This is a genomic window from Salisediminibacterium beveridgei (assembly GCF_001721685.1).
GTDB lineage: Bacteria > Bacillota > Bacilli > Bacillales > Salisediminibacteriaceae > Salisediminibacterium > Salisediminibacterium beveridgei.
The window spans coordinates 2,263,737-2,277,020 of sequence record NZ_CP012502.1; the positions used below are offsets into that span (position 1 = coordinate 2,263,737).

The window sequence follows — 13,284 nt, forward strand, 5'->3', positions numbered from 1 at the left end:
GACTTCCTTATCCCCTGTATCATTTAATTGAATCTGCCTGTTGACATACCCACTAGGGTATAGTATTATTCACTTATACCCGTTGGGGTATCAAAAATTACTGGAGGGATTCACAATGAAAGATATGGTTTTAGACGGTTCTCAGCAATTTGAAAGAGAAGCAACAAGCAAAACAGAAACAAATGATACAACGTATACGTACGGTTCAATCGTCACAAAGTTATTTGCATTATTTACACTTGTCGCAGCGATCGGTTGGACAGTCAGTACATTCTTAACCGGTATTCACTTCTGGGCTCTTCCACTGCCTGCAGGTGTCGATGTCAGCGGTGGACCGCTAGCCGTTATGACCAGCGAATGGGCATACGTGATGGGGATTCCATTGGCATTATTAGGTGCGGTGTATTATCTCAGCGTTCTGATATTCTCAGGTCTCTGGTTCCAGACACGCTCACCATTGGTTCTTAAAATCCTCACACCGATTACGATCATCGGTGTTGCATCATCTGCAGTCTTTGTTTATTTGCAATTATTCGTAATCAATGCAATCTGCCCGTTCTGTATGGTTTCTGCAGGTGCTACAACCGTTTTATTGATTCTTGAAATCATAATGCTGAAAAACAGCAAACTGCCACCTGTTAAACAATTGATCCGCATGGCACCGCAAACATTCAACATCAAATCCGTCACCTGGATGGTCCTCATGTTCGCAGTAGGTGCACTACCAGTTATTGCCTTCTGGATCGTAACAACAATGCCCATCCCTGGATAAATCAAATTACGAAATGAGCCTGTCTCAAGCGACAGGCTCTTTACTGTTTATCAATCATTTTTTCCGTTGTTTTGTCCCCAACAGCTGCTTTTGCAGCAGTTGTCAGCTCTTCGATTAAATCCGCTCCACCACGCTTCACGCAAAATCCGTTACCTGAATGGGACTGCTGTTTACGTTCCCCTGGTAAATGCTCCATACATGGTAAAAATGCTGATGTATCAAAACATATTTAAAATCCTACTTCATCAGCTGCATGTTCCGCATCCTCTTGACTATGGCCTTCATAGATAAGTTGATCAATCAACCCACTTCGGGAAAATGAAGTGTACTCCAAATACGCTTCAGCATCTAATACAGCCTGCTCTCGCCAGTCAACGTCAAGATGATCAACAGCAAAACTTGCATCTTCATTACTGAAACCTTCATACTCCAACTGGTCTATCAAACCTTCTTTCGAAAAGGCCGTGTAATTTATATAAGACTCAGCACTGGAAATCGCATTTTCCTGAGAAACCGTCAGGTCACTTCCACTGTCTTCATCTTCAACAATTTCTTCTTCGTTATTATCAGACACACTTTCTTCTGCTGCAGCTTCTTCATTTTCCCCATTGTTATCCTCGTTGTTCTCATCGTTTGCATTGTTATTCCCGTTGTTTTCACTATCTTCTACCTCACCTACGACATTGTTGTCATTGTTCTGATCATTGTCATTGTTTACATCCAAATCCCCACAACCAACGAACAACACACTCGCCAACAACAATGATAAACCTAGATTATTTTTCATACCTCACTACCCCTTTTCCTGTTTTTCTGTTTCTCCCCGTAAATTATACCACAGATTAGTATAATCTACCTTATTTTCTCAAAAATATGTTTCTATTAACGTGAATTGTTGCAACAACAATTCTTTTATACTCATGACTTCTCTTTTTTGACGCACTGACTGCTCTTGAAGAGCACTTACAGTTTCGCCATTTTCAGTACAATAATCACTAGAAGTTGCGTAGCCATGATCGCTTATACGTTATCGCTATGTTGAATTTTCGTTCCCAAAACCGTACCCTTCATCCTTAAAGGGTACTTTTTTATACTGACTTGAAAAGTTTACTTTCAATGAAAGATTCAAGCAGCAGATGAATGACTATTGTCTTCTTTTCACGTCAAAGGGTTTACAAATTCACGCAGTGTAGTAACATTAATAACGTTAAATACTTATTTAACACTTTTAATTTAAAAAGGAGTGTGAAGTGCCATCCTATTATTTTTGTCATTTAATAAGGTCGTCTGTTCATCACCTTAAGACAAAACCCAAAAATAAATTCAGTAAAGAAAACCTGGCTTCTCGCCCAGCTTAAATGGCGAAAGCCTTCGTTGCACTTATACTTCAATCCTTTAGGGAACGTAAACATTCCTAAGAAGTATAAAAAAACAGACAATATTCATGACAAAAGGAGCCGATCAACGTGAAAAAACAGTATGTATTATCTATCATCCTGCTCGCAGGAATCCTCTCAGGCTGCGGCAATGACAACAACGACAATGAGAACAACCTGAACAGTCAAAATGACGACAACCAGGAACCCGCCGAGGTTAATGCAGATGACACGGACAATAACGATGCCACAGAAGCTGGAGACCAAGAGGATGTGAAAATCATTGCCCACCGCGGTGCCAGTGGTCATGCACCCGAGTCAACAACCTATGCCATTGATCAAGCCATCGAGATGAATGCCGATTGGATTGAACTCGATATTCAGATCACCGAAGATGGCCATCTCGTCGCCTTTCATGACGACGAAATCAGCCGTACATCAGATGGAGAAGGCGAAATTGGCGATTATACCCTCGCCGAATTACAAGAACTCGATAGCGGATCCTGGTTCAATGAAGAATATCCGGATAAAGCCGATGCCGCATTCGCAGGTGCAGAGATTCTCACACTTGAAGAAATCTTTGACACATACGGTTCGGAAGTGAACTATTACATCGAAACGAAATCGACTTATCTTAACGAGGACATGGAAGAACCAATGGTTGAGATGGTTGAAAATTTCGGTTACGAAGAGAACGTGATTATTCAGTCCTTTCATCAGGACAGCCTTGAAACCATTTCGGAATTAAATGACGAGCTGACCCTCGTTCAGCTTCTGTGGTGGGAAGTAGATGAAGAAACCGGTGAACTGAATGAGTGGCTCGATATCACACCGGCACCGAATGATATGACTGATGAAGATTTCGAAACGATTGGCGACTATGCCGATGGTTTAGGGATGCACCTCGACTATTATGATGGCACAGAAGTCATTGACGAAGCCTTCGTTCAAACCATGAGAGATCATGATTTCATGGTTCACGTCTATACGATCAATGACGAAGAGGATATGGAACGTCTCATTGACTGGGGTGTGACCGGTCTCTTCACCGACTTCCCGGACCGCCTCGACAATGTCCTGCAAAATCTGAACTAACAACTGCCAATAAATAAAGGCCCTTTGCTATTCTGTTTAGCAAAGGGCCTTCTTCATGTAATGATTCAGTTATCACGTTGCTCGGTACCCAACAACCGCTTCAGCATCTCCTCCGGCAGATCAAAGGGGTCCTCTTCTTTCGTCGCTGGGGGCGGATCTTCTTTTCGAAGTTCCTGGTGAATCCGTTCCATCTTTTTATCCAGTGCCATCACCGCTTTCGCAGCGCTTGTCAGCTCTTCGATCAAGTCCGCCGGGGCTTCTTTTTCATACTTGTAATAGATTTTATGTTCCAGACTTGCCCAAAAATCCATGGCAATCGTGCGGATCTGCAGTTCCACATACGGATACTCCACCCGGTCGGACATAAACACCGGTACCCGGACGATGAGATGGAGACTCTGATAGCCGTTTGGCTTCGGCTGTTGGATATAATCCTTCTCTTCGACGAGTTCAATATCCTGCTGACTCAAAAGCATGTTTCGGATCTCATAGATATCGGAACGAAATGAGCAAGTGATCCGAATCCCGGCAATGTCCTTGATCGCTTCGCGGATAACGGGTGTTTTGAAACCAAGGTCTTTTCGCCGCACCTTTTGAATGATGCTCTCCGGTGTCTTCAATCTCGATTTCGTATGTTCAATCGGATTGTAATCGTGCGCAATCGCAAACTCTTCTTTTAAAATCTCCACTTTCGTCATCATTTCGTCCAGGGCAAAACGGTAAGACATCAGGAACTTCGTCATCTTTTTACGAACTGCCTGCAGTTCACCCAATTCGATCGATGGCATTTCTGTCATCAGCACCCAACTCCTATCGCAAATCTTTTTCTCCTCTTGTTCTATACGAACGAATGGACCAAAAGGATTCGACACGTTGGCTTGATTCACGTCACGATTTGAGGACAGGCGCGAGCAACGTCTCACTGACATACCGGGCAATCGCCGGTGCTGCTGTCACGCCAGGTGAATCGATCCCGGCAACATGAATGAAATTGTCACATTCCTTCGACCGGGCAATATAGAAATCGTCTTGCTCGTGAAGTGATGAACGTACACCTGCATACTTATTTACTACATGCTCATATGGCGGTTGAATAAAACGCTCAATCTCCTGTTTGATCAACCGTTCCCCTTCTACCGTCATACCCGCCTGATCTGTACGATGGATCTCTGTACTGGTTGGCCCGAGTCGTGTTGTACCATCGGGCTGAGGTATGACCAGTACACCTTTCGTCTCATGGGTCGGGATCGGATAGAGAATATGTTGAAACCAATCTTTCGCATGTCTCCCTAAAACCAAGTATTCGCCTTTGACTGCACGACTTCGGTAGGGGACATGATGTTCCACCATCGAAGCGATTGTTTCGCTGGCGAGTCCGGCTGCATTCACCAGGAACGTGGTCTGAAACTGTCCTCCATCCTCTGTATAAACGGTAAAGCCATCGTTCCCTGTCTCAATAGCGGTAACACCGGATCGTCTCCGTATTTCCGCTCCTCTGTTAACTGCCTCTTTGGCAACAGCCTTCGTCAAGGCTGTCGTATCTGCACTGAATGCTGAAGGTAACAAAAGGCCAGATCTGATATGCGGACGAAGTCCAGGCTCTCTTTTGCGGATCTCTTTTTGACTCAGACGTTCAAAAGCTGTAATCCCATCTGCTTTCGCCTCAGCAATGATACGCTCCAGCATTGCTTCTTCGTCCACATTTCCAGCTAATAAAAGCCCACCATTTTGAAAGACCGGAATGTGCCATTTTGGTGCCATTTCCTGATAAGCCCGGTTGCCCTCCCAAGCCAGTTGAGCCTTTAAAACTCCTTTTTTCTTAGGGACCATAACAGGAGAGTGCACTAACGCGCTGTTATGAATCGTTTGCACCTGTGACAATTCCCCTTCTTTCTCAACCAACAATACATCTTTGTGCTGCTTTGCAAGTTCCATCGCAATATACGTCCCGACTATGCCGCCACCTATGACTGTGATCCGGTACATACCCCAACCTCCTCATCGTAATTGATGCCATTATCACTTCTGTTAACTCTGTCTGCACTCCGTTTTTCACTGCAAGTATAGTGTATAACTGTCCACCTGCATGATTCAAAGAATATGCTCATTTGTTCACGTGAGGGGAAAAGCATTAAAAAGGTCCAGATGATCAATTCTTATCTGGACCCCATTCGCTTTTGATAAGCATTCCGTTATTCCTCTTTGCTCAGGATGCGGCTTCATAGAACTGCTCGCGAATCTACTGCTATACATCCAGTACCGGTAAAAGTACGCGATCCAGCCGGTTCGCTTCAATCAACCCGAATAACATCACGAAAACACCTAACTATCTGATGATAATTTGCCGATTCAGTAACGCATTCATCATTTTCATATCAGCCTTGCTTTCCTCTGTGTGCGAATGTATCAGCACTTTCATCTACATAATGAACACGCTCACTCAGGGGCCTGAGGATCATCTTCCGTACGTTCGTGCAACATCCCGAGTTGCTGCAGCTTTTTATACCGTTCCACTGCGAGAATCCCCTGCCAGGAACGTCTCGCACTGGCAAAGGCTTCGGGAAACTGGCCCCATTGCCAATTGATATCCCAGATACCTTTGTCCAAACGGGTGTCCTGCCAATACTGAATCTGCCTTTCCACCAGTTTCTGATCAAAACCCAGTTCGTCAGCATCACGCCATGTATGCACAAAGTCCAGCGGCAGTGACTGATAGCCTTCGCCCCAATTGTCAGGATTCGTTTCAACAGCCTGATAAATCAAGGCGTGCAAGTGACTTTGACACTGACTGAACGAGAAACCTGTCTCCTCTTCAATCGCCGGAAAATGATGCTTCACAAGCCATAACGCATACTGAAAATTACTCAATTCATGAAAATCCATGTCCTCCGAAAGCATCAGCCGCTTGATGGCCTTTCGCATGGTCAGCATCCCCGCCTCAAAAGCTCCGGGAGCGGCATCAGCCCAGTGCATGCAATACGCAGCCAGTTCCACACCCGGGTTGAACTGCCAAACATCCTGCGCCCCTTCACTCCATGTCCACCACGGCGCACGGGGATAGTCATTCATCTCCGGGATCGTCGTCGCCCACATTCCGGTCGCTCTGTCCTGAGTCTCAATCAAATACCGGACCAGATGCTGTACAGTGAGCATGTCACATGTGGCATCCAGTTCCAACAGGATTCTGGCTGCAGTCCAGCTCCCGATTGCGGTGGAACCCGGGTAGGTGAAATCCGGCTCAATTCCGAAACCGAACCCCCCATCCTTGTTTTGATAGACGCCCAGGGCTGCATACACATCTTCAACCGGCCCTTTTTCAAACAAGAAGCGGTACCTGGCCAGTTCAAGAGGCCGTGCATAAATAAACAACCATTCTCTCGCATCCCTTGGGTGCAGTGTGAATCCGCTCATGTCATCAGCCTCCTTCAAGAAGTTTGAGCATCGTTTTGAGCACTTTCTTTTACTCTGCGCCAAGCTGACGTGGAGTGAAGTGTCTCCAGATCAATCACCTGCTTATACTCATATGTCGCAGGCCATTGACGAAATACCGATTTCTCCTGAAACATCAATTTTGTAAATAACGAATCAGGTACCGCGCACCAGCCACCTTCAGGCAAAAGCATCAGTGTGACTTTGCTGCCTTGTCGTTCAACAATATATTTTCCTTCAATCGTACCCATTTCCGGCTTGGCCCGGATACTGAACAAACCGGAAACAGAATGATTATCCTGTATCGTTCGAATATCCGGAATGCCTTCGGAAAATATCACTTCTAACGGATGATCGTCAGTTATCGCCTCCATCCGCTGTAAAGCCGAGTTTTCAGAGAAAGTATATTTGACTTCAGCTGTTTCTGCCACACCATTTTCCTCGACCGGCAACCGTTTTAGTGTTTCTTCGAATGAAGGCGCAAACTCGACGATCTGACAATCATCACTGTAGCGGGCATAATAGCGCCACTGCATGTCTTTTGGAACAGGATAAGGAAACGGATCCATCTGATATTCCTGGTCATCGATTTTAACGGACGCCTCAGTGCCTCTTTTTCTGACGAAGTCAAACTGATAGAGAAAGAATACAGGCAAATACGTTGGATTCAATGAAGAAGAGCCGACAGGGGCAAGAAGGGATACACCCTTGGAAGATTTCGTTGAATGCTCCTGAATCTTCACCTGAACGTGTCGACCATACTTATCGAGAAAAGAGAAACTCAGCCTCAGCCGGTCCTGTTCCCGGAAAAAGGCAACATTCTTAATCGTCGTGGTGATGCGTTCACACAAGCCCTTTCCTGTCACATCAAAGCTTTGTTCATTTTCCAAAACCAGCTGTGGCTCATCATACACATCCACATACCCATCGAGCCGATATGCAATGACCCGGTATCCGGTGATTCCATCTTTTTGTTTGATCCATTGCGGTTCCAGTCCCATATAATACTGATCCGGATCTTTTTCAATATTCACCAGTGCAAGTTTCCGGATTTCGGTATAACGGAACCCGAAAAGAATCACAGCCGTTTGCCTTTTCTCTTGAACAGACATGATCGTTCCTCCCTAATGTTCAATAAAAGTTTGTTACCTGCAGTATATCACTGAGGGATCTCCAAGTTGACATAAAAGCAGAAAAAGAGCCCGCCTCAGCGGACTCTTTTGAAAACCTTGATTTATACAGCTTCATTCTTTTCCATTAATGACAGTTCATCTTCTTCATGGTGACCTGGTGTTTCATCAAGGGTAAGGAATTTCACGCCAATCAGGTAAAGCAGAACCGATCCGGCCATACCTCCAAGGAAAATGAACCATTCCGTTGGTGTTGTTGAATATGTGGCAACTTCAATCATTGTCGTATATGGCTGAACGAGCTGCCCTGCAATGATTGTCACATATTTATCCATGAACATCCCGATGATCACAAAGGCTGAAGCCGTCATCACCATTGCAGGCTTTCTTGAAGCAATGAGCATCACAAGAGGAATGACGAGTCCCAGTGCAATGGCTCCTCCCCAGTACATCAACGCATATTGACCGCTGAAAAGAAGTTCATAATCAATTGACCCGGTATAGAAAAGTGAAATCAAACGCCATGCGTTAAATCCAAGAGCCACAACAATTCCAGCCCCTAAAATTTTCGTTAACCCATTCAGGTTATTGAGAACGAGCATTTCGCGTTTTTCACCACTCGCTTTAGCTGTGAAGTAGGAGACAATGATCAATAACGCGAGTCCGGAAACGGCAGCCGATAAGACGAAGAATACGCTTGTCGCATCTCCGAACCAGAGTGGACGCTGTACAGTGACCGCAAAGATACCACCCAGGATACTTGTTGCGGCAATTGCAGCTGCGAGCGTGAAATAAGACATGTAATGCATCAGCTTCTCGTTTTTAAGATGCATGGAAACAAATTCAACAAGAAGCAATACTACGTAAACAGCATAGACAGCACCCATCCACCACATTGGAGCTTGAAGATTTGGATTGAGGATAAACTGGTATACACGGTCCAACCGTCCAAGTTCAAGTGACAGGACCACTAAAGCAGGAATCACGACGACAATCGCTAAGAAAATCGCCCGCTTACTTAAAAACATATAGCTCTTTGCTCCAAGCAGGTGCGCTGCCGAAGCAAACATACACATACCACTCGCCATCAGGGCGAGGAATACATAGGCCACGATTAACAAGTTCCAAGGTACTTCATCCGATGAACCGAAAACCACCTGGCCTTGTATTAGTGTATTGACTGCACCGAACAGTCCGATCCCGAGAACAATCAATATTCCGACCAGTGCCGCTAATGTGACTGGTTTTATTTTTCTTTGAGCAGACATATTGCTTTCCCTCCTTTTGTTTTGGGTTACGTCTGGTGTTCAAACTGACGCGCTTCCCATTCGATCACTTCTTCTGTGAATCGGGCCAGTTTTACATAAAACGGCTCATTCGCATTTTCTCTGATCTTTTTTGTGAATTTATAAACCCATGGCATCAGAAATTCACCGATAAACCGCTGCATGAGTTCCAAGTATTTGAGCTCACCGGTTTCAACATACTTGAAATACAGAAAATACAGGAATTCAAATTCAACGGTGATATGATCTGCCGGCTGATGAAACACATTCAGCTTTTCAACACCTGAATTTCCGTAAAATTTTTCAACGGCCTTTGTGGAATCCCCCATCAACCGTCGCCCTTCATCGAGATAAACCGATCCGTAAGGCGGAGCCTTCATGTCAAAAGGACCAACAAAAAGCTTTGCATAGTCAATGACCAGTTTGTTTTCGTTTGATGTCAACGGATACTTTTCCAGTTCGTTTGCCAAATCTTCAGCCTTCAAAGCCAGTGCAGGATGAAGTTCTTCCAGGGCTTCGATCAGATAATCCATGTAGCCAAGGAGATCAGTCCCTGGCTCTTTATACAATTCACTCATGACTTTGAAGAGATTTGCTTTATAATGAAACTCCCCTAATTCTGCTGTACTCATGATGATCTCACCCCTCAAAGTCGATTATTTGCTGAATTTTCTCAAGTAGAATACTTTTGGTTTTGTTCCGAGCTCTTCTTTTAACCCCTCGTGACTGTATTTTAACAACTCATGGATTTTATCATCCGGATCATTCAAGTCACCGACGTACATCGCTTCAGATGGACATCTGTCCACACAGTATGGCTGCTCATCTCTTGCCAGTCTGTGATCACAGAACTGACATTTCTCAACAATGCCCCGGTAACGGATTGATTCATAGTTGTAATCACGCTCTGGGTTGTGATACGGGATCGGTGCGCCAGCATGGTCCTGAACTTCTTTTGGCGTAGCTGAGAGCTCGCTCCATGCGTTGTTTTCATTCCAGTACTGATGCGGGTTCTCCTTATTATAAGAGATGACGCCGTATGGGCAGGCTGTCATACATGCTTTACATCCGATACAACGGTCTGCATCGTGGAGTGTCAAGCCATCTTCATCCTTGTACATCGCTGTCACCGGGCAGGCTTTAATACACGGTGCATTATCACAGTGATTACAAAGTGTTGGCATGAAATCATAGCGTACATGCGGGAATTCCCCGGTCTCTTTTTTCGTGTAGTGCATCCAGTTGATTCCGTCAACGGTGTTATTCTCGTTTTTACAAGTGACCGCACAACCAGCACAACCGATACACGCTTGTAAGTCTATTGTCATTGCATAATTTTTCTTAGCCATTTGTTTCACCTCCGCTTATTGTCTTCTCTTATACTTTCTCCACTCGAACGCGTGTCTGTCCACCGTGTCTGGCGCCGCTTCCACTCAATGCTTCATGAACCGGTGCGAGAATAATGTTGTTATTTCCACCCCGAGCAATTTGACGACGGCGATCCAGAGATGCGATATGCCCGTATGCCCAGTGGCCCTGTCCGTAACATTTTGCAACGACACCTGGTCGTGTACCTTCCCAAAGCTTGGCTTTCACTTCGATTTGACCTTCAGGCGTCACCAGACGGACCATATCACCATTCTCGATGCCCAGTTCTGCAGCATCTTTCGGATTCAGCTTGGCCACATCGTCCCACGCTTCGTCACCCAGGTCGATATCCTTGAATTCCTGATACCAGCTCGTATTGGCTGAACGTGCCTCACGGTTCAACTTGGAACGGTGTTCCATGAAAATAAGCGGATATTCGGACTCATCGCCAACTCGTTTAGCCGGCTCATAGTGAGGAACAAATGCCCCGTCTCCGCGGACGGTGTTAAATGTCGCTTCCATCACGTCATCAATACTGACGTTATGCTTATCCGCATGATCCTGAAGCGCTGCTTTCAAGGTTTCACTGTAGAATTCAAACTGGCCGGTTTCCGTGCCCCAATTGCCGTCCCACTTCTGACGGAATTCATAACGGTTTGTATTCCAGGTACCGAGTCGTTTGTACTCTTCCCATCCGTCAATCTGATCTCCGTCTTTTTCGAAGGTTGGATCCCAAACCGGGTGCGTAAAGTGTTTCGTAGCAATTTCATCGAATTCTGCAGCATTTGTTGGGGCATCTCCGGTTTCAGGATCTCTGAATTCATTCCGGAAATAATCAATCAGGTTCGAAAATCCTTTTTTCTCAAGCGCTTCACCGAGCATCCATGGAATCTCGGTTTCATCAACACGGATGTCAAACGGTGATTCAATTACACGGTTTTGCAAGTGCAGGTGACGGTGGAGGTTTCCGTTACTGCCGGCAACAGGGCTTTGGCGCTCAAACTGCGAGTGCGGTACAGGCAACACGATATCAGCAAAGTGTGTCTGTTCAGCCGGATTGACCGTCATATGCACCATAAATGGAATTTTTGCCAATGCTCTGTCCCAACGATCCGTCCCTTGATTGGAGAAATTGAAGTTGGTCCAATAGCTCAGTACCACTTTCAGATTATAAGGATCCTCTGCAAGAACCGCATCGGCAACGGTGTTCGTCACTTTCACACCACCGGATGCACTGTCTTTTAATGCAGGCAGTTCCAGTCTGCCGCCCCAGTCGATTCGTTCTTGTTCCAAGCCATTTGCTGCAATCTCATCAATATAATCATCCGGATCAGGGAAACCGTTGTTCGGAACAGAGATCCCGTTACTGATGACGCCGCCTTCGTTATCTGCAGAACCGACGAGACCGTTCAGTGCTGCTTGCGTCATCGCGGTATAACCGCCGCGGATTGTCATGCTTGATCCTGGTGAAGAGAAAGAGATCGCCTTCGGTGCAGCATTGGCAAAGCCTCTGGCTACACGGTAGATCTGATCTGCTTCGATACCGGAACGTTCAGCTGCCCATTCAGGTGTTTTATCTTTCAGTTCAAGATTCCACCATTTCACAAGACCATGGGTTTGAATTTCTTCGAAGTCGTCTTCATCGACGTCCTCACCTTCGACAAATCGATTTTGTCCATCTGTGAAATCCCCGACGAACGGCTTATACCACAGTCCTTCGGTTAAAATGACGTGGGCAATCGCTGAAGCAATCGCGCCGTCTTCACCTGGAATAACCGGCATCCATTCATCTGATTTTGCTGCCGTCGTGGAAAATCGCGGATCTACACATGCGAGTGTGGCTCTGTCAGACAGCTCGCCCCAGATGCTTGCAGTGTGCGGTACCTGACGGTTTGTTGCGATCGGATCGCCGCCCCAGAAGATTTCATACAGTGCTTTTTCATGATCATAGTCGGCATAGCCCCAGTAACGTTCTGTGTAATAACGCCCGAATTTTTCAGACTCGGCACAGATCGAACTGTGGGAAATGTTATTTGGTGAACCGATGATTTTCGGTAAGTTCCCGTAAAGAATGCCATTGTTCGACGTGTAACGTCCGCGCCAGACGCTGAATTTATGCGTTTCGTTATTTTCACGAAGCTCAATAATCTTCTCAGCAATGGTATCCATGGCTTCTTCCCAGCTGATCGGTACAAATTCCGGATCTTCGTCACGGCCTTTGTTCGGGTTGGTTCGCTTCATTGGCTGCTTAACCCGGTCCGGGTCATACACTTGTTGCAGACCGATGTGGGATCTGACACAGGAATGACCGTGGTTGGCCTTTGCATTCGGATTTCCCCGTACCTTTGTTGCTCTTCCATCAATTCTGTACACCTGGACTGCGCACCATGCCGTACACCCTTGACATACACTTGCGATCCATTCACCTTGTTCAACGTTTTCCTGACTTGCTTCTGTTTTGGTTGAGAACGCATTCAAAGCCGGTTTGGTTGATGCGGCCCCTGCTGCAAATAACCCGGTTGCTGCGGATGCTTTTAAAAAACCTTTTCTTGATAATTTCAAAATGTCCACCTCCATATATATTCAAAATCATTAACGACCATTACTGAAATCAATAACCTTGCCCCCTTTTGAGACATATTAAGATTTTCTTATACGTTTAGTTTAATATATCCAGTCCTCCCTGAACCGACTCAAATGTGAAGATTTTCGCAAGTAAGCGTGACAATCCTGTGACTTTCGATCTATCGATTGTTTGGAACCCTCCACAAACTACATGAAATAATGAACATTCAGGGAAATTTAGCCTTCACCATCACCTCAATTTC

At 45.6% G+C, this 13,284-nt stretch carries 12 protein-coding genes; 2 read left to right on the forward strand and 10 right to left on the reverse strand.

What is annotated here, in order from left to right; genetic code table 11:
* The first annotated feature begins 115 nt into the window (after nucleotides 1-115).
* The gene (locus BBEV_RS10665) at nucleotides 116-772 is read left to right on the forward strand and encodes a vitamin K epoxide reductase family protein (RefSeq protein WP_084007350.1); all 657 of its coding nucleotides are present in this window, start codon (nucleotides 116-118) and stop codon (nucleotides 770-772) included.
* A gap of 40 nt (nucleotides 773-812) precedes the next feature.
* Here BBEV_RS10665 and BBEV_RS17405 read toward each other — a convergent pair whose 3' ends face one another.
* Together BBEV_RS17405 and BBEV_RS10670 are read right to left on the reverse strand one after the other, a co-directional pair.
* Nucleotides 813-968 (reverse strand): hypothetical protein, encoded by a 156-nt coding sequence (locus BBEV_RS17405; protein ID WP_157100967.1) that lies wholly within the window; start codon nucleotides 966-968, stop codon nucleotides 813-815.
* A 33-nt stretch (nucleotides 969-1,001) separates the two neighbouring features.
* The gene (locus tag BBEV_RS10670; RefSeq protein ID WP_069365459.1) at nucleotides 1,002-1,559 is read right to left on the reverse strand and encodes an Ltp family lipoprotein; all 558 of its coding nucleotides are present in this window, start codon (nucleotides 1,557-1,559) and stop codon (nucleotides 1,002-1,004) included.
* Between the two features lie 679 nt (nucleotides 1,560-2,238).
* Here BBEV_RS10670 and BBEV_RS10675 point away from each other — a divergent pair.
* Nucleotides 2,239-3,243, forward strand: coding sequence for a glycerophosphodiester phosphodiesterase family protein (locus tag BBEV_RS10675; RefSeq protein ID WP_069365460.1), 1,005 nt, complete (start codon nucleotides 2,239-2,241; stop codon nucleotides 3,241-3,243).
* Nucleotides 3,244-3,308: 65 nt separating this feature from the next.
* Here the strand turns inward: BBEV_RS10675 and BBEV_RS10680 are convergent, their stop codons facing one another.
* The 8 genes from BBEV_RS10680 to BBEV_RS10715 all read right to left on the reverse strand — a co-directional run bounded on the left by BBEV_RS10680 (nucleotide 3,309) and on the right by BBEV_RS10715 (nucleotide 13,018).
* Entirely contained in the window at nucleotides 3,309-4,040 is a 732-nt protein-coding gene (locus BBEV_RS10680) for a GTP pyrophosphokinase (RefSeq protein ID WP_069365461.1), read from the reverse strand.
* A 91-nt stretch (nucleotides 4,041-4,131) separates the two neighbouring features.
* The gene (locus BBEV_RS10685) at nucleotides 4,132-5,229 is read right to left on the reverse strand and encodes an NAD(P)/FAD-dependent oxidoreductase (protein WP_069365462.1); all 1,098 of its coding nucleotides are present in this window, start codon (nucleotides 5,227-5,229) and stop codon (nucleotides 4,132-4,134) included.
* A 450-nt stretch (nucleotides 5,230-5,679) separates the two neighbouring features.
* On the reverse strand, nucleotides 5,680-6,654 hold the full coding sequence (locus BBEV_RS10690) for a hypothetical protein (RefSeq protein ID WP_069365463.1): 975 nt from the start codon (nucleotides 6,652-6,654) through the stop codon (nucleotides 5,680-5,682).
* 14 nt (nucleotides 6,655-6,668) lie between these two features.
* Nucleotides 6,669-7,784: a hypothetical protein gene (locus BBEV_RS10695; RefSeq protein WP_069365464.1), complete on the reverse strand. Its 1,116-nt coding sequence runs from the start codon at nucleotides 7,782-7,784 to the stop codon at nucleotides 6,669-6,671.
* Nucleotides 7,785-7,906: 122 nt separating this feature from the next.
* The gene (nrfD, locus tag BBEV_RS10700) at nucleotides 7,907-9,070 is read right to left on the reverse strand and encodes an NrfD/PsrC family molybdoenzyme membrane anchor subunit (protein WP_069365465.1); all 1,164 of its coding nucleotides are present in this window, start codon (nucleotides 9,068-9,070) and stop codon (nucleotides 7,907-7,909) included.
* A 26-nt stretch (nucleotides 9,071-9,096) separates the two neighbouring features.
* Nucleotides 9,097-9,720, reverse strand: coding sequence for a TorD/DmsD family molecular chaperone (locus BBEV_RS10705; RefSeq protein WP_069365466.1), 624 nt, complete (start codon nucleotides 9,718-9,720; stop codon nucleotides 9,097-9,099).
* Between the two features lie 24 nt (nucleotides 9,721-9,744).
* The gene (locus BBEV_RS10710; RefSeq protein WP_069365467.1) at nucleotides 9,745-10,437 is read right to left on the reverse strand and encodes a 4Fe-4S dicluster domain-containing protein; all 693 of its coding nucleotides are present in this window, start codon (nucleotides 10,435-10,437) and stop codon (nucleotides 9,745-9,747) included.
* Between the two features lie 28 nt (nucleotides 10,438-10,465).
* Entirely contained in the window at nucleotides 10,466-13,018 is a 2,553-nt protein-coding gene (locus BBEV_RS10715) for a molybdopterin-dependent oxidoreductase (protein ID WP_069365468.1), read from the reverse strand.
* Nucleotides 13,019-13,284: the final 266 nt, after the last annotated feature.

Bases quoted from the DNA above. Each gene is read 5' to 3' on its own strand.
- BBEV_RS17405 (WP_157100967.1), bottom strand. From the start codon at position 968: ATGGAGCATTTACCAGGGGAACGTAAACAGCAGTCCCATTCAGGTAAC.
- BBEV_RS10665 (WP_084007350.1), top strand. From the start codon at position 116: ATGAAAGATATGGTTTTAGACGGTTCTCAGCAATTTGAAAGAGAAGCA.
- BBEV_RS10670 (WP_069365459.1), bottom strand. From the start codon at position 1,559: ATGAAAAATAATCTAGGTTTATCATTGTTGTTGGCGAGTGTGTTGTTC.
- BBEV_RS10685 (WP_069365462.1), bottom strand. From the start codon at position 5,229: ATGTACCGGATCACAGTCATAGGTGGCGGCATAGTCGGGACGTATATT.
- BBEV_RS10680 (WP_069365461.1), bottom strand. From the start codon at position 4,040: ATGACAGAAATGCCATCGATCGAATTGGGTGAACTGCAGGCAGTTCGT.
- BBEV_RS10690 (WP_069365463.1), bottom strand. From the start codon at position 6,654: ATGAGCGGATTCACACTGCACCCAAGGGATGCGAGAGAATGGTTGTTT.
- nrfD (WP_069365465.1), bottom strand. From the start codon at position 9,070: ATGTCTGCTCAAAGAAAAATAAAACCAGTCACATTAGCGGCACTGGTC.
- BBEV_RS10705 (WP_069365466.1), bottom strand. From the start codon at position 9,720: ATGAGTACAGCAGAATTAGGGGAGTTTCATTATAAAGCAAATCTCTTC.
- BBEV_RS10710 (WP_069365467.1), bottom strand. From the start codon at position 10,437: ATGGCTAAGAAAAATTATGCAATGACAATAGACTTACAAGCGTGTATC.
- BBEV_RS10695 (WP_069365464.1), bottom strand. From the start codon at position 7,784: ATGTCTGTTCAAGAGAAAAGGCAAACGGCTGTGATTCTTTTCGGGTTC.